Raw genomic sequence first — 16,075 nt, forward strand, 5'->3', positions numbered from 1 at the left:
ATCATCGCAGCTCGTCGCAGTGCTCAGCCGATGAGGCCCTGCTCGTGCAGGAAGGTCCGCGCGACCTCGTCGGGCGGGCGCTTCCCGACCGACACCCGGGCGTTGAGCTCGCGCATCACCTGGGCGGTGAGCATGGGGGCGAGCCGCTCGGAGAGCAGGGCCAGGCGGGGGTTCCGGGCGAGGACGTCGGAGCGCACGGTCAGCGCCGCGTGGTAGGGCAGGAAGTAGCCCATGTCGTCGGTGAGCGTGTTGATCCGCAGCGCGTTGAGCCGGCCGTCGGTCGCGAAGACCTCGCCGAAGGCGCACGGACGCGCGGCGGCGACCGCCGGGTAGATGTCCCCGAGCCCGATGGTTGTGAGGGCGCCGTCGGGAAACTGGAAGCCGTAGGTGCGCAGCAGGCCGACGAGCCCGTCCTCGCGGCCGGTGAACTCCTGGTCGATGCACATCGTGGCGTCCGGGGATCCGGAGCGGACGAGGCGCGCGAGGTCCGAGATGGTCCGGACGCCGAGCCGGTCGGCCGTCGCCGCGGACACCCCCACCGCGTAGGTGTTGTCGAACGGGGTCTGCCGCAGCCAGGTGACCCCGTTGGCGGCGTCCGCGTCGCGCACCGCGGTGAAGAGCTCGTCGGGGTCGGTGAGCCGGCCCTCCTGGCGCAGGTAGATGCGCCACGCGGTACCGGTGTACTCCCAGTACATGTCGATCGCACCGGTGGTCAGGGCGGAGCGGACGGTGTCCGAGCCCTGGGTGTTGCAGCGGTCGACGACGGCGGCCCCGGCCGACTGCAGGAGCGCGATCGTCATGCGGCAGAGCAGCAGCTGCTCGTCGAACTCCTTGGAGCCGACGACGTAGGTCTGGCCGCTGAGGTCGACGTCGCGGGCGAAGCTGCCCGGCGGGGTCATCCGCGTCCGGGCCTCGCCGGAGCAGCCGGCGGCCAGCAGGCACAGGCAGCACAGGGCGAGGGCAGCGGCGGTGAGCCGGGGGACCAGACGGACACGGCCCATGCCGTCGCTCCGGGGGATCGCGGTCGGGCGGGGGCGCGGTGCCCCCGGGCGGAGGATGCGGACGACGACGGCGGGGAGGCCCCGGAGGACCTCCCCGCCGTCACGTGCCGTGCGCGCCCCGGCCGGTCATCGCCGGCCGGGACACCGGGGACCGATCAGGACTGGCCGATCAGACCCTGCTGCTGGAGCCAGGTCTTCGCCACCTGGGCCGGGTCCTGGCCCTGCGACGAGATCTGGCCGTTGAGGCCCAGCATGGTGTTGTAGTCCAGGCGCTTCGCGATCTCGTTCGAGACCTGCACGACGCCCGGGGCCCGCGCCGCCACGTCACCGCGGATGGTGTTCGAGGCGTTGTAGATCGGGAAGAAGTTCTTGTCGTCGGGCAGCGCCACCAGGTTCAGACCCGGGATGCGGCCGTCGGTGGTGAACACCTCGCCGAACTTGCAGGGGTTGCCGTTGGCGGTCGCCTGGTAGACGACGCCGGTGTCGAGCGTGGTGACGGCCGGCGGCGAGGTGTACGGCTTGTTCACGCCGTACGTGCGCAGCAGGTTGGGGAGGCCGTCGTCACGGCCGGCGAACTCGGGCTCCACGCAGAGCGTGGCGTTCGGGTTGCCGGAGTTGATGAAGTTCGCCCAGTCCGACGTGGTCTTGATGTTGTTCTGCTGCGCGAACGCCTTGGTGGTGGCGATCGCGTAGGTGTTGTTGAACGGCGTCGGGTTGGTCCAGACGATGTTGTTCTGCTGCTTGTCGAGGGCCGCGGTCGCCTGGTACTGCTGCATCGGGTCCTTGATCACCTGGGTCTGCTTGAGGTCGGTGATCCAGCCGGTCCCGGTGTAGGACCAGTACATGTCGATCTGGCCGCTGGTCAGGGCGGCGCGCGTGGCGGCGGAGCCCTGGATGCCGCAGCGGTCGTTGACCGTGGCGCCGACCGACTGCAGCGCCTGGACCTGCGCCTTGCACAGGAACAGCTGCTCGTCGAAGTCCTTGCCGCCGACGGTGATGGTCTGGCCGGAGAGGTTGATGCCGCTGGCGGCGAGGCTGCCGCCGGTGGCCTGCGGCTGACCGCTCCCGGACAGGCCCCCGCAGCCCGCCGCGAGCAGCGCGGTGGCCGCCAGCGTGACCGCTGACGCCTTCCACCCGCGCAGGCGGCCGTGACCGCCCGGAGTCTTCACCTGCACTGGTCGCTTCTCCTTCGTCGTGCGAGGTCCGGTGTGGCCTCGTCGTGGATGGTGCGTGCCTTGCTGCGGTCCGGGCGGGCTCCCTCGACCCGCCCGGACGCGTACCGCCCGGCGGTCAGCCCGACCGGGCGACGATGGCCCGCTCGGCGACGCCGGCCAGCCAGTCGATGAGGAGGGCGAGGGCGGCGATGATCGCGCCGCTGACGAACAGCAGGTTGATGCGGTTGAGCCGCAGTGCCTGCTGGACGAGCTCGCCCAGCCCGCCCGCCCCGATGTAGGTGGCCAGGGTGGCCGTGCCGACGTTGAGGACGAGCGCCACGCGCAGGCCGGCCACGATGACCGGGACCGCGAGCGGGATCTCGACGCTGAAGAGGGTCTGCCGCGACGACATGCCCATGCCGCGGGCGGCCTCGATCAGCGACTGGTCGACCTGCTGGAGGCCGACCACGGTGTTGCGCAGCACCGGGAGCAGGGCGGCCAGCGTGAGGCCGATGACGGCGCTGCGGATCCCGAACTCCCAGAAGCCGAGCAGCAGGAGCACACCGAACGGCGGCAGCGCCTGGGCGAAGCCGCCGAGAGCGAGGACCGGACCCTGGACCCGACGGGCCCCCGGGCGGCTCAGCGCGATGCCGATCGGCACCGCGATGACCAGCACGAGCACCGTCGAGTACAGCGTGAGCAGCAGGTGCTGCCCGAGCTGGCTCAGCACGTTCGCGGGCTCGAGGGCACGCGCCTCGATCGTGTCGAGGTTCTGGGCGCTGATGTAGAGGTAGGTCAGCAGCAGGCCGACCACGACGATGATCGGGGCGACGAGCAGGTCGTAGTTCGCCCGGATCACGCCGAGGAAGCCGCCACCCGAGGACTTCCCGGCCTTCTCGGTCGGGGTCGGGACGCCGGGCTGGATGTCGAGCGCGGTCACCGCTCACGCTCCCGCGTCTTGAGGCCGGCGACGAGGTCGTTCCAGTGCAGGACGCCCTGGGGCAGGCCCTCGTCGTCGACGACCGCGACCAGCGAGGCCGAGCCGTCGAGCATGACGTCCACCGCGTCGTAGACCGTGCCGGAAAGCGGCACCGTCACCAGCGCGGTCCCGGCGGCGTCGCGGTCGGGCAGGTGCCGCCACGACACCGGCCGGCCCGCGCCGTCGACCTCGGCGACCGGGGTGCCGTTCTGGTTCCCGACGGCGGCCACGTCGGTCTCGACCGGGTGCAGCTCGAGACGGGAGAGCTCGAGCAGCGACAGCCGGCGCACCGCGGCGCCGCCGCCGACGAAGTCGGAGACGAAGTCGTCGGCCGGGTGGGTGAGCACGGTGTCCGGGTCGTCGTACTGCGCGAGCCGGCCGCCGGTGGCGAAGACGGCGATCCGGTCGCCGAGCTTCACCGCCTCCTGCAGGTCGTGCGTGACGAAGCAGATCGTCTTGCCCACGGTCCGCTGGATCTCGAGGAACTCGTCCTGGAGCCGGTCACGCGTGATCGGGTCGATCGCGCCGAAGGGCTCGTCCATGAGCATGACCGGCGGGTCCGCGGCGAGCGCCCGGGCCACGCCGACACGCTGCTGCTGACCGCCGGAGAGCTGGCGCGGGTAGCGGTCGCGGTAGGTCGAGGGCTCGAGGCCGACCAGGTGCAGCAGCTCGTCCGCCCGCTCGCGGATCTTGTTCTTGTCCCAGCCGAGCATCTTCGGGACGACGCCGATGTTGTCGGCGATCGAGAAGTGCGGGAAGAGCCCGCCCTGCTGGATGACGTAGCCGATCTTGCGGCGCAGCAGGTCCCCGTTGACGTCGGTGACGTCCTCGCCGTCGAGGATGATCCGGCCCGAGGTCGGCTCGATGAGCCGGTTCACCATCTTGAGGGTCGTCGTCTTGCCGCAGCCCGACGGCCCGATGAGCATGACGATCTCGCCCTTGGGGATCGTCATGTCGAGCCGCTCGACCGCCGGGGCGGTCGATCCGGGATAGACCTTCTCGACGGCCTCCAAGACGATCATGTTCTCGGTCTCAGACACGGATCCCCCTCGGGATGGTCAGGCGCTGCACGATGGCGAAGATGATCTCGAAGAAGGCGGCCACCACCAGGCACATCACCGTGCCGATGAGGACCTGGGGGAACGCGTTGGACGCCCCGATACGGGTGATGCCGGTCAGCAGGAGCTTGCCGAGGCCGGGCCCCTGGACGATGGACGCGACCACGGCGATCGAGATCGAGATCAGCGTGGTCACCCGGATTCCGTTGAGGATGACCGGCCAGGCCAGCGGGAGCTGGATCGTGAGCAGCCGGCGGACCCGGCCGTAGCCGAGGCCGCGGGCGGACTCGAGCACCGAGCGGTCCACCGCGGTCAGGCCGGCGACCGTGTTCCGCAGGACCGTGTAGAGCGTGTAGATCGTCAGCACGATGATCGCGGTGGTGACGCCCAGCCCCGTGATGGGGAGGAACAGCACGAAGAGCGCCAGGGACGGGATCGTGAGGACGGCCGCGGTGATCAGCAGGGAGCCCTCGCGGATGCCGGTGGCCCACCAGTCGAAGCTGAACCGGTTGGGGTTCGGCTCGCCCGTGGACACGAGCAGACCGATGGCGATGCTGATGATCGAGCCGATCGCCACGCAGTAGAAGACGAACTGGGCGTGCTGGATCGTCAGGTTGATGATCTGCGTGCTGTTCTCGGCGAAGTACTGGAAGACGTTCACGACACTCCTTCCTTTCTGGTCGGAGGGACGGGCGGGGTGGTCGGTGGGCGGCGCTGCCGGGGGGCACGGGACGGCGGACCCGCTCCGGAGGGGGAGACGGGGGTTCCGGGGGCGCCGAGCGCGGCGGAGAGGTCGGCGGCGGCGCGCAGCACGCCCGCGCTGACCTCGGCGAGCACCGGGTCGATGCGGGAGTCGGGGCCCCCGACCGTGACGGCGGCGACGACCGCGCCCGCGGCGTCGCGCACCGGGGCGCCGACGGCCAGCAGGCCCCGGTCCATCTCGTGGCGAGCGATCGACAGCCCGCGGGCGCGGTCCTCGGCGATGCGGACGACGAGCTCGTCGAGCGACCGCGGGGCGGCCGGGCCGGCCTGGCCCAGCCCCTCGGGCACGATCAGCCGGGCGACGGCGGCGGTGTCGAGGTCGAAGAGCATCGCGCGCCCGCCCGCGGTGCAGGACAGCGGCACGGTGCGCCCGACCCAGCCGATGGCGCGCAGCTCGCTGTCCGGGGCGGCGGTGCTCACCGTCATCGCGCTCCCGCCGCTGCGCACGCAGACCTCGACGCGCTCGCCCAGCAGGGCGGCCTCGCGCTCGACGAGGGCGTCGGCCTCGTCGCGCAGCCGCCGGCTCACCGCGCGGACGCCGAGCGAGAACAGCCGCGTGCCGATGCGGTAGCGCAGCGTGCCCGCCTCGCGCTCGACGAAGCCGGCGTCGGCGAGCAGCCGCAGGAGGCGGGACACCTGCGACTTGTCCCGGCCGAGCGTGCGGGCGATCTCGACGACCCCGAACGACGTCGGCGCCTCGACGGTGCCGGACCGGCCGCCGAGACCGACCGACTCCGGGTCGCCCAGCAGCTCCAGGATCGCGAGCGCGCGGTGGACCTGACCGCCGCCCGAGGCGTCACCGGCTGCGGGGGTCGCGGAGCGGGCGGGACGTGCGACGGAGCCGTCCTCCGGCGCTGCGCCGCGCGAGGCACGTGGACTCATGACCCCCCTCTCCGCTCCCTGACGCCGGGAGCGTGAGGGACAACCGTGGTTGCCGATCAGGCAACGGCCTGCGAGAGATTAAGGGGCTCGCCATGTGGTTGTCACCCGGAAGTTGGGACTTCCGGGTCAGGTCGTGACCGGATGAGTACAGCCCGATCAGTGACTGTGCGTCTCAACAAGGGGTCTGAGCTGCGGATCTGTGCCGGAGTTGTCCGCTTGGTCTCGCACGGGTGAACAGGCTGACGCCAAGACGTAACTTTGGGTGATCTCACTGAATGGGTGTACGGGGTGTCGTCCGGTGACCTGGAACATGGTCCGGGGGTTGCAGGAACGCGGCGTGCCGTTGACCCGCGTCAGCGTCCGGGGGCCGCTTCGCCGGGGGCCCGTCCCCCCGGCGCGTCGAGGCCCCACAGGCCCAGCAGCCGCGACTCCAGGCGGTCCAGCTCCGACGCGACGGCGAGGTGCGCCCGACGCCGACGGGCGCTCGGCATCTGCTCGGCGGAGCGGACGGCGGCCTCGAGGTCGGAGAGGCGGGTACGGGCGTCGGTGCTGAAGGTGCGGACCTCGGCGTCGTCGGGACGGCGGTTCCCGAGCTCGCGGACCGAGTTCGCGAGGTTGTGGCAGCGCGCGTAGAGCGCCGTCCCGCGCCCGGAGAAGGTCGAGAGCTCGTCGGGGGCGACGCCGAGGCGCCGGGCGCGGTAGTCGTCGACGCGGGACCGGGCCTCACCGACCGCCTGGTAGACGATCGGGGCCGCGACCGGGACGACGATCTTGGCGATCCCGATCCACCGCTTCACCGTCGCGCTGGTCAGCGGTTCGTCCTTGCCCGCCTTCTCGGCGAGCTCGGCGTCCGCCGCCTTCTCGGCCTTCTTGGTCGCCTTCTTGTCGGACCGCGCGGCCTTCGCCGTCTCCTTCTCGGCCTTCGCGGCCTGCTTGGCGGCCTTGCGGGAGAGGACGACGACGCCCTCGTCCCCGCTGCCGTGCTCGCCGCCGAGCTCCACCGAGTTCTTCGTGCTCCGCCGCCGTGCCATGGGTCCTCCCGCTGTCCCGGCGGCCGGCCCTCGCCGGGCGCCCCGGGCGGGTGCCCCCGCCCGGTCGATCCCCGGGGCCGGCCGTCCCGACCCGATGTCGATCTCCTCCCGGCACGGTTCCCCGCGAGGCCCGGACCCTAACGGGGTCTCCCCGTCCGTGGGCGGCGCCACGGCGGCGGCGTCCCGCCGGAGCCGGGCCGGTGCCCGTGGCCGACGAGGCTGTCGGGGCTCCGTGGCAGCATCGCGGTCATGAGCAGCGCGGACCCGGGCGGGCCCACCCCGGGCGGTCCCCCCGGCGGCGCGCCCGTGCTGCTGGACGCCGCCGTCACCACGCGCTGCCGCCGCCGGGTCCACCTGGAGCACGATCCGTCCGCCGGCCGCGCCCGGGGGGCCACGCCCGTCGACGGGGCGGGAGCCGTGGTGCTCCCGGAACCGGATCCGGGCGTGGAGATGCGGGTGGCCGACGCGGCGGAGCACCGCGAGGTGCTCGCCGCCCGGTTCGGCGAGCTGCTCGGCGCGTCCTACCGACGGGTGCCCGACGGCCCGCGGGGCGAGCGGGCGTCGGCCACGCTCGCGCTCGCCACGCAGGAGTCGGTCGCCGCGATCGGGGCCGCCGAGCTGCCCCCCGCCGACGGCAGGCGCGGCCACGCCGAGCTGCTGGTCCGGGCCGGCGGGGCGGGCACGGGCTGGTACCCGGTGATCGTGGTCCGGCACCGGGTGACCGATCCCGGCGCCGGCGCGGTGACCTCACCGCTGGCGCGGCCGCACCCGTCGTCGGCGGCGCCCGACGCCGACCGCAAGGTGCGCGCGGTGTCCCGGGACGTGCTGCGGCTGGCGCACCTGCACCGGATGCTCGCCGCCGCGGGCCTCGGGGTCCCCTCCGGTCCCGCGTGGGGCGGCGTGGTCGGGCTCGACGCGGACTGCGTGGTTTGGACCGACCTCGCCGCGGCGCCGGGCAACGAGGCCGGGCGCAGCCCGCTCGACATGTACGACCGGCGCTTCGCGGACCGGCTCGCCGTGGCCGACGCCGCCCGCACCGGAGCGCCCGCGCTCGCCGAGCCCTCCCGCATCACCGAGTGCCGCCGCTGCCCCTGGTGGCCGGTCTGCGAGGCCGACCTGCGCCGCACCGACGACGTGAGCCTCGTCGTCCGCGGGGAGGACGCGCTGCGGCTGCGCGGCCGCGGGGTCGGCACCGTCCGGGCGCTCGCTGCGCTCGATCCGCGGCGCGGGCTGCCGGAGCCGGTCGACGGCACGCCCGACGACGTCGGGCTGAGCACCGACCTGCGCGAGGCCGTCGCGCTCGCCCGGGCCTGGCGCTTCGACGTGCCCCTGGTGCGGCGGGTGCACCGGCCCGACGTGCCGCGGGGCGCGGTCGAGGTCGACGTCGACATGGAGAGCCTCGGCGAGGACGGCGCCTACCTGTGGGGCGTACTGCTCTCCGGGGCCGACGTGGGGCTCGCCCACGGGTACCTGGGGTTCGCCACGTGGGACCCGGTGCCGACCCGGGACGAGGCGCGCTCGTTCGCGGCGTTCTGGGCCTGGCTGTCCGACGTCCGTCGCCGGGCCGACGAGCGCGGGCTGTCGTTCCGGGCCTACTGCTACAACGAGCAGGCCGAGAACCGCTGGCTGCGCGGATCGGTCGAGCGCTTCGCCGGCGAGCCGGGGATCCCCCCGGCCGAGGAGGTGGAGGCGTTCATCGCCTCGGACGCCTGGGTCGACCTGTTCCCGGCCGTGAGCGACTCGTTCCTGTGCCCGCACGGCAAGGGCCTCAAGCGGGTGGCGCCCTCGGCGGGCTTCGGGTGGCGCGACCCGGAGGCCGGCGGCGAGAACTCCATGCGCTGGTACCGCCGGGCGGTCGGGCTCGACGGCGACGAACCGGATCCCGCGATGCGCGACCGGTTGCTCGTCTACAACGAGGACGACGTGCGGGCCACCCACGCCCTGCGGACCTGGATGACCTCGGACGCCGTCCTCGCCGTTCCGCACCTCGACGACCTGCGTCCCGAGGCGGACGCTCGTGGGTCGGCCGCCGCGGGACAGATCGCTAGCGAGGCTGCATGCGCAGCGCCCCGTCGAACCGGATGACCTCGCCGTTGAGGTAGTCGTGCTCGGCGATCATGGCCACGAGCTGCGCGTACTCGTCGGGCCGGCCGAGGCGCTGGGGGAACGGGATGCCCTTCGCGAGCTCGTTGCGGAAGGACTCCTCCACGCCGGCGAGCATCGGGGTGTCGATGATGCCGGGGGCGATCGTCATGACGCGGATGCCGTACTGCGCGAGGTCGCGGGCCGCGGGCACGGTCATGCCGACCACGCCGCCCTTCGACGCGGAGTAGGCGATCTGGCCGACCTGCCCCTCGAAGGCGGCGACCGAAGCGGTGTTGACGATGACGCCGCGCGCCCCGGCCTCGAGTGGCTCGGTCTGCGCGACGGCCGCCGACGCCAGACGCATCACGTTGAACGTGCCGATCAGATTCACGGTCACGACCTGCGAGAACGCCCCGAGGTCCATCGGGCCCTTCTTGGACAGGACGCGGCCCGCGGTCCCGATGCCCGCGCAGTTCACGACCACGCGCAGCGGCAGGCCGGTGTCCACCGCCGCGTCGACGGCCGCCTGGACCTGGTCACCGTCGGTGACGTCGGCGCCGATGTAGTCGACGCGCTCGAGCTTCTCCGCGGTGTCGATCGCCTTCGGCAGGTCGATCGCGACCACGTGCGCGCCGTCGGCGGCGAGCCGGCGGACCGTGGCTCCGCCGAGCCCGGACGCGCCTCCGGTGACGATCGCGGCGACGTCGGTCGTGTCCATGCGCGGTGCGCTCCTCGTGCTCGGGCCGGCCCGCGTGCTCGCGCCGGCGGGTGGCGGGCGCGGTGCGGATGGGGACGATCACCGGGCCCTGCGGCGCGCAGGCTATCCGGTGCCGGACGGCCGTGACAGTCAGGGCTGACCGTTCTGTCGAGGGTCACACCTCGGGGTCCTCCCTCACGGGCGCGACATCCCGAACTGCCAGTCGTCGAGGTAGCGCGTCGCGAAGCCCGCCTCGGAGTACGCGAGGTAGAAGTCCCACATCCGCACGAAGATCTCGTCGAATCCGAGACCCCGGACCTCGGCCTCGCGAGCCAGGAACGTCTCCCGCCAGCGGTGCAGGGTCTCGGCGTAGTCGGGGCCGATGGAACGCCGGTCGTCGATGCGCAGCGTGGTGTGCCGGGCGAGCGTCTGCTCGATCGCCTCGACACTCGGGATGATGCCGCCCGGGAAGATGTACTTGTGGATCCAGGTGTACGAGGACTTCGTCGCCCGGAGCCGGTGGTGCGGCATGGTGATCGACTGCAGGCCGAAGCGCCCGCCGGGCGCCAGGAGCCGGTCGACGGTGCGGAAGTACTCCGGCCAGTAGGCCACGCCGACGGCCTCGATCATCTCGATCGAGATCGCGGCGTCGTACTCGCCGACGGCGTCGCGGTAGTCCCGCACGTCGATGGTGATCCGGTCGGACACCCCGGCCGCCTCCGCGCGGGTCCGGGCGAGCTCGGCCTGCTCGACCGAGAGCGTCAGCGTCGTCACCCGTGCGCCCCGCTGCGCGGCGCGGATGGCCGCCTCGCCCCAGCCGGTGCCGATCTCGAGGACGCGGGAGCCGTCCCGGACGCCGGCCATGTCCAGGACGCCGTCGACCTTGCGGTGCTGGGCCGCGGTGAGCGACTCGGTGTGCTGGCCGTCCTCGCCGATGGGCCCCTCGAACCAGGCCGCGGAGTACATCATCGAGTCGTCGAGGAAGAGCTGGAACAGGTCGTTCGACAGGTCGTAGTGCCGGTGGACGTTCTCCTGCGAGGCCTCGGCGTCGCCCGCGACCTCCTCCCGCGGCTGGCCCCGGTCGTAGAACCCCCGCATCTTGCGCAGCGGGCGCGGCACCAGCTCCTCGATGTTCTCGCTGAAGCACTGCAGGACCCCGACGAGGTCCTCCGAGTGCCAGTCGCCGACCATCCAGCCCTCGCCGAAGCCGATCAGTCCCTGGCGCCCCAGGCGGGTGAAGCAGGCCTCCGGCCGGACCAGCCGGATCGCCGGCGAGGTGGGTCCGCCGCCGCCCTCGACGGTGCCGTCGGGCCAGATCAGGCGCATCGGCATGCGGCGCACCGCCGCGCGCATCAGTCCCTGCGCCACGCGCATCCGCAGCCGGTTCTCCCCCGGGTCCTGCAGGCCCGGCCACACGCCCTCGGCCGGCCGGGGTACCGGCCGGTGGAGGGAGAGGTCGTCGGACAGGGGTGAGGTCGACACAGCAGGTCCTCTCGACGCGGGACGATCGTTTTGCGACGACGTTGGAGTCGACATCACCTTCGTGGCCCGAAGCCGGAGCGTTCGATCTCGGGCGAGGAGATCGTGACCACGTCGGTTCGGAACGGGTGCGGTGCACCGTTGGTCCGTTACCGTGCGCGTCGAGCTACGGACACCGATCCTCACGCGGTCGGTGCGGGTCCGGTCCGCCGGGAGGGTGCCTGAGGTGGACGCCAGCGAGGAGCTGCAGCGCCTGGACGACGACCTCGCGGCCGGTCGCGTCGACGCGACCTCCTACCGACGCCGTCGCGACGAGCTGAGCGCCCGGCGTCGCGAGGAGGAATCGGCGGCGCGCGTGGCTCGTGCGTCGGCCCCGGTCGAGGAGCCGAGCGCGGTCGCGGAGAGTGCGACTGCGGGGGGCGCGTCCGGACCTTCGGCTACCGCGGAGCCGGTGTCTCCGCCGTCAGGCACCTCCGTTCCGGCCTTCCCGGCCGGGGGTTCTCCGGCAACCGGGTCACCGCGACTCGGTTCCGGCGGAACGGTGTCGTCTCCGGAGCCGTCCGGTGCGGCGGGATCCGGGCCGGCAGCACCCGGCGCCACCGGATCGACGACGACGCCGCCGGCGTCTCCGCCGGATACCGGCCCGGCGACCGACTCGATCCCCGTCGTGCCTCCGGAGCCCCCGCGCGGAGCACCCCACGAGCGCCGGACGCCGGACCCCTTCCCGCCGCCCTTCCGCTGGGGCGACCCGCAGCCGACCGCCGCCACGGAGGCCGAGGTGACCCAGGTCGTCGAACGCGATGCGGAGAGCACCCAGGTCGTCCCGGGTCCGCCGTCCGGCGGGTTCCCCCCGCCCGGCCCGGATCCCACGCCCCCGCCCGGCTTCCGCCCGCCGTCGTTCGCGGCGCCGCCGGAGCGGACGCAGATCGTGCCCGGCGGCATCGCCGGACGGCGACCGTCGGCGCCGGTACCGGCCGCGCACACCACGCCGCCGTGGGTCGAGCGGTCACCGGAACGGGTGGAGCGCGACCCGTCGGGGATGCAGGGCGCCGAGGTGTTCCTGGGCCGGCGCCGCGAGCTCGCCTCGGTGATCGGGACGGCGGCGGTGGTGCTCGTCGTGATCCTCGTGCTCGTGCTGTCGTTCACCCTCGGCTGATCCCGGTGGGCCCCCCGGGGCCCGGTCGGCCCACTAGGCTCTCGGATCGTGGCCACCCTGGTGACGTTCCACGCCCATCCGGACGACGAGTGCATCGCCTGCGGCGGCGTCATGCGGGCCGCGGCGGACGCCGGGCACCGCGTCGTCCTCGTCGTCGCCACCGGCGGTGAGCACGGCGAGATCGTCGCCGACGTCCTCGCGCCGGGGCAGACCCTCGCGCAGCGCCGGCACGAGGAGACCCTCGAGTCGGCCCGCATCCTCGGCGTCGCCCGGACGGAGTTCCTCGGCTACGTCGACTCCGGGATGGTCGGCACCGAGACCAACACCGCGCCGGGCGCGTTCGCGGCGGCCGACGTGGAGGAGGCCGCCGGGAAGCTCGCCGTGATCCTGCGCGACGAGGCGGCCGACGTCGTGACCGTCTACGACGACCACGGCGGCTACGGCCACCCGGACCACGTCCAGGTGCACCACGTCGGGATGCGGGCCGCCGAGATCGCGGGCACGCCGCGCGTGTTCCAGTCGACGATGAACCGGGACGAGATGCGCCGGCTGATGGCGGCCGCGGCGCAGGCCGGACTCATGGGCGACGGGGACGGACCGGACGAGGCCGACCTGCACTCGATGGGCACACCCGAGTCGGACCTGACCACCCGTGTCGACGTGACGCCGTGGATCGCCGCGAAGCGGGACGCCATGCGGGCGCACTCCAGCCAGATCGCCGGGGACTCGTTCTTCCTCGCCCTGCCCGACGAGGCCTTCGCCTCCGCGTTCGGCACCGAGTGGTTCCTGCGGCCGGGCGCGCCGGCGGGCGGACCGTTCGAGACCGACCTGTTCTCGGACGAGCCGTCGCGCTCGGAGGGCCGCGTACCGTCGGCCTCATGAGCCTGTTCGGTCGCGACAAGCGCCAGATGGTCGCGCGGGCCGACGCCCTGCCCGGCCGCTCCACGCCCCTTCCGACGTCGGAGCGCCACCTCGTCTCCGGACGCCCCATCAAGCCGCCGTTCCCGGAGGGTCTGCAGACCGCGGTGTTCGGCATGGGCTGTTTCTGGGGCGCCGAGCGGGTCTTCTGGCGGACGCCGGGCGTCTGGTCCACCGCCGTGGGCTACAGCGGCGGCTTCACGCCGAACCCCACCTACGAGGAGACCTGCACCAACCTCACCGGTCACGCCGAGGTGGTCCTCGTGGTGTTCGACCCGACGGTCGTCACCTACGAGCAGCTCCTGAAGATTTTCTGGGAGGAGCACGACCCGACCCAGGAGATGCGGCAGGGCAACGACGTCGGCACCACGTACCGCTCCGCGATCTACTACGCCGGCGACGCCCAGCGGACGGTCGCCGAGGCGTCCCGCGACGCCTACCAGCAGGCGCTGGACGCCGCCGGGCGCGGCCGGATCACCACGGAGATCGCGCCGCTCGGCGAGTTCTACTACGCCGAGGACTACCACCAGCAGTACCTCGAGCGGGTCCCGAACGGTTATTGCGGCCTCGCGGGCACCGGCGTGTCCTGCCCGACCGGTCTCGGGGTCGCCGCCGACGGCTGACCGCGGTGACCTGGCACACTCCGTCGTCGTTCGATCGGGACGATCCGGAGGTGTGACGGTGGCGGTGGGAGAGATCGCGCTCGAGTCGGAGGGCAGGCGGCTCGGGGCCTGGTACCTGCGGGCGGAGGACGAGTCCCTCGCGACCGGCGCGGGCCGGCCGTGCGTCGTCATGGCTCACGGGTTCGGGGCCACGAGGGACTCCGGCCTGCTGCCGTTCGCCGAGGGGTTCACCGCGGCGGGGGCCGACGTGCTCCTGTTCGACTACCGCGGTTTCGCGGACTCCGACGGCGACCTGCGCCGGAACATCGACCACCGGGCGCACCGCCGCGACTACCACGCCGCCGTGGCCCGGGCCCGCCTGATCGAGGGCGTCGACCCGGCCCGCATCGTGCTCTGGGGCTCGTCGTACTCCGGCGGTCACGTCGTGGCGGTGGCCGCCGAGGATCCGCGGATCGCCGGGGTCATCTCCCAGGGCGCGGCCATGGACGGGCTCGGCGCGGTCATGGAGATCCTCCGCTACGCCGGGGCCGGGCAGCTGCTCAAGCTCTCGGGCCACGCGATCGTCGACATGGTCGGCGCCCTGCTCGGCCGCCGTGAGCATCGGGTGGGCATCTTCGGTGCGTCCGGCGCGACCGCCGCGATCACCTCCGCGGACGCCGCCCCCGGGTACGGCGCGATCATCGGGCCGTCGTTCGAGAACGACATGCCGGCGCGGGGCATCCTCACGATCCCGCTGAACCGTCCGGTGACGGCGGCGCCCCGCGTGCGCTGCCCGATGCTGCTGGTGGTCGCGGGCGACGACTCGATCGCCCCGCCCGCCGCCGTCCGGAAGGTGGCCGCGACGGCCGGCGGGCCGGTCGAGACCCTCGAGCTCGACTGCGGGCACTTCGACATCTACGTCGGTGAGCCGTTCGCGACCTCGCTCGAGCGCCAGATCGGCTTCCTGCGCTCGCTGTAGGTCACCTCTCCGGGTGCTCCTGCCGCCGGACCGGTCTCGATCGGGTCACGACGGAAACACGGGGCCGGGCCCGGCGATAGGTCTCATGACAGCGGCCCGCACCTCCTGGGTCGCACCTCTCGGGGGAGACAGTCATGGGCCGCCACCACGTCGCCGACACCGCCGACACCGCTGACGCCGAGGCGCCGCAGGTCGTCGCGCTGCGCTCGACCCCGTTCCCGGCGGTGGTCCCGGGTCCGCGGGTGTCGCCGGAGGCCGTGCCCGCCGCCACCCCCGCCGTCGTCTCGCCGCCGCGGGGGTGGCGGGCCCGGCGCGTCGCCCGCGCCGAGGCCGCCGTCGCCCGGGCGCACGCGATGCAGATCGCGCACGCCGAGCGCCGGGCCCGCCAGGTCGCCCTGGCGTCGCGGGTCCAGGCGCGCTGAGGCGCAGGTACCTAGCCCTCGAGGACGTATCCCCGGCCGCGGATGGTGCGGATGCGCTCCGCCCCGAGCTTGCGGCGTAGGTAGCCGATGTAGACCTCGACGATGTTCGAGGTCGGCGGGCCGCCCCACACGCGCGTGACCAGGTCGTCCTGCGACATGGCCTGCCCGCGCGGGTGGCGGATCAGCGCGTCGACGACCGCGTACTCGGTGCGCGAGAGGCTGACCGGTTTGTTCTCGACGAACACCTGCTCGAGGGCGGTGTCGACCATGACCTCGCCGCGGCGCAGGTAGAGCTGCGCGGTCGGCCGGTCGTCGCCCAGGCGGAGCCGCAGGCGCGCCAGCAGCTCCTCCATGGGGAAGGGCGTGACCAGGTAGTCGTCGTGGGTCGCCCGCAGCGTCGAGACCGTGCGGTCACGGGCCTCCGCCGACGTCAGCGCGATGATCGGCGTCCGCGGGCTCTCGCGGTGCAGGTCCGCGAGGACCTCCACCGGCCGGAGGCCGCTCATCTCGACGTCGAGGACGACGGCGCGAGCGCCGCCCGCCCGTGCCGCGGCCCCGACGCTCCAGCTCTCCCGCAGGAGTTGAGGTTCGAAGCCGTTGGACCGCAACGCACCGACGAGCACGCTCGTTGTGCGGTGGGGAGGGGCTACACACAGCACGCGGCCCCGCTCCGCGTCCGCATAACGATTGGGTTGCATCGCGGACCAGGCTGCCGTGCGCACGACCGGAGTTCAACGGTCCGGCGCCGAACGGTGGCGTGGCGTGTTCGACGGGCGGTTCCCTGAGAGCGGGTACCGGCGTCCGTTGCATCCTCTGGGCCGGTTGGGCTAGACCCCCCACCCTTCGTCGCGCCTCAGCGCGCGGTCAGCG

The 16,075-nt window shown here is 73.3% G+C and carries 16 protein-coding genes; 6 read left to right on the top strand and 10 right to left on the bottom strand.

Annotation, left to right across the window (positions count from 1 at the left end; translation table 11 throughout):
* Positions 1-23: 23 nt before the first annotated feature.
* The 7 genes from LQ327_RS07520 to LQ327_RS07550 all read right to left on the bottom strand — a co-directional run bounded on the left by LQ327_RS07520 (position 24) and on the right by LQ327_RS07550 (position 6,867).
* Complete coding sequence (locus LQ327_RS07520) at positions 24-1,001, bottom strand: glycine betaine ABC transporter substrate-binding protein (protein ID WP_230731044.1); 978 nt, start codon at positions 999-1,001, stop codon at positions 24-26.
* A gap of 155 nt (positions 1,002-1,156) precedes the next feature.
* The gene (locus LQ327_RS07525) at positions 1,157-2,176 is read right to left on the bottom strand and encodes a glycine betaine ABC transporter substrate-binding protein (RefSeq protein ID WP_230731046.1); all 1,020 of its coding nucleotides are present in this window, start codon (positions 2,174-2,176) and stop codon (positions 1,157-1,159) included.
* A gap of 115 nt (positions 2,177-2,291) precedes the next feature.
* Positions 2,292-3,095, bottom strand: coding sequence for an ABC transporter permease (locus tag LQ327_RS07530; RefSeq protein WP_230731048.1), 804 nt, complete (start codon positions 3,093-3,095; stop codon positions 2,292-2,294).
* Positions 3,092-4,156: an ABC transporter ATP-binding protein gene (locus LQ327_RS07535; RefSeq protein ID WP_230733163.1), complete on the bottom strand. Its 1,065-nt coding sequence runs from the start codon at positions 4,154-4,156 to the stop codon at positions 3,092-3,094. Before LQ327_RS07535 ends, LQ327_RS07530 begins: the two co-directional genes overlap by 4 nt.
* A 10-nt stretch (positions 4,157-4,166) precedes the next feature.
* Entirely contained in the window at positions 4,167-4,853 is a 687-nt protein-coding gene (locus LQ327_RS07540; RefSeq protein ID WP_230731050.1) for an ABC transporter permease, read from the bottom strand.
* Positions 4,850-5,836, bottom strand: coding sequence for an IclR family transcriptional regulator (locus LQ327_RS07545; RefSeq protein ID WP_230731052.1), 987 nt, complete (start codon positions 5,834-5,836; stop codon positions 4,850-4,852). The genes LQ327_RS07540 and LQ327_RS07545 overlap by 4 nt, the downstream gene beginning before the upstream one ends.
* A gap of 353 nt (positions 5,837-6,189) precedes the next feature.
* Entirely contained in the window at positions 6,190-6,867 is a 678-nt protein-coding gene (locus LQ327_RS07550; protein WP_230731054.1) for a DUF6474 family protein, read from the bottom strand.
* A gap of 249 nt (positions 6,868-7,116) precedes the next feature.
* On the opposite strand from LQ327_RS07550, the gene LQ327_RS07555 reads away from it, so the two are divergent.
* Positions 7,117-8,952, top strand: coding sequence for a TM0106 family RecB-like putative nuclease (locus tag LQ327_RS07555; protein ID WP_230731056.1), 1,836 nt, complete (start codon positions 7,117-7,119; stop codon positions 8,950-8,952).
* Here LQ327_RS07555 and LQ327_RS07560 read toward each other — a convergent pair.
* Positions 8,912-9,670: an SDR family NAD(P)-dependent oxidoreductase gene (locus LQ327_RS07560; protein ID WP_230731064.1), complete on the bottom strand. Its 759-nt coding sequence runs from the start codon at positions 9,668-9,670 to the stop codon at positions 8,912-8,914. The two genes, LQ327_RS07555 and LQ327_RS07560, sit on opposite strands and share 41 nt — an antisense overlap.
* 174 nt (positions 9,671-9,844) lie before the next feature.
* Positions 9,845-11,131 (bottom strand): SAM-dependent methyltransferase, encoded by a 1,287-nt coding sequence (locus tag LQ327_RS07565; protein WP_230731065.1) that lies wholly within the window; start codon positions 11,129-11,131, stop codon positions 9,845-9,847.
* Positions 11,132-11,795: 664 nt separating this feature from the next.
* On the opposite strand from LQ327_RS07565, the gene LQ327_RS07570 reads away from it, so the two are divergent.
* From LQ327_RS07570 to LQ327_RS07590, 5 genes are all read left to right on the top strand, one after another.
* Positions 11,796-12,284 carry a hypothetical protein gene (locus tag LQ327_RS07570; protein ID WP_230731068.1) on the top strand — a complete coding sequence of 163 codons (489 nt, stop codon included), beginning with the start codon at positions 11,796-11,798 and terminating at the stop codon, positions 12,282-12,284.
* A gap of 48 nt (positions 12,285-12,332) precedes the next feature.
* Positions 12,333-13,166, top strand: coding sequence for a PIG-L family deacetylase (locus tag LQ327_RS07575; RefSeq protein ID WP_230731078.1), 834 nt, complete (start codon positions 12,333-12,335; stop codon positions 13,164-13,166).
* The gene (gene msrA / locus LQ327_RS07580; protein ID WP_230731087.1) at positions 13,163-13,825 is read left to right on the top strand and encodes a peptide-methionine (S)-S-oxide reductase MsrA; all 663 of its coding nucleotides are present in this window, start codon (positions 13,163-13,165) and stop codon (positions 13,823-13,825) included. Before LQ327_RS07575 ends, msrA begins: the two co-directional genes overlap by 4 nt.
* Positions 13,826-13,883: 58 nt before the next feature.
* A complete protein-coding gene (locus tag LQ327_RS07585) occupies positions 13,884-14,783 on the top strand; it encodes an alpha/beta hydrolase (RefSeq protein WP_230731090.1) in 900 nt (299 codons plus the stop codon).
* 134 nt (positions 14,784-14,917) lie between these two features.
* Positions 14,918-15,205 carry a hypothetical protein gene (locus LQ327_RS07590; protein ID WP_230731092.1) on the top strand — a complete coding sequence of 96 codons (288 nt, stop codon included), beginning with the start codon at positions 14,918-14,920 and terminating at the stop codon, positions 15,203-15,205.
* Positions 15,206-15,216: 11 nt separating this feature from the next.
* Here the strand turns inward: LQ327_RS07590 and LQ327_RS07595 are convergent, their stop codons facing one another.
* Complete coding sequence (locus LQ327_RS07595; protein ID WP_230731094.1) at positions 15,217-15,828, bottom strand: response regulator transcription factor; 612 nt, start codon at positions 15,826-15,828, stop codon at positions 15,217-15,219.
* Between the last annotated feature and the right edge of the window lie 247 nt (positions 15,829-16,075).

The sequence above is a fragment of the Actinomycetospora endophytica genome (genome assembly GCF_021026375.1).
GTDB classification, from domain to species: domain Bacteria; phylum Actinomycetota; class Actinomycetes; order Mycobacteriales; family Pseudonocardiaceae; genus Actinomycetospora; species Actinomycetospora endophytica.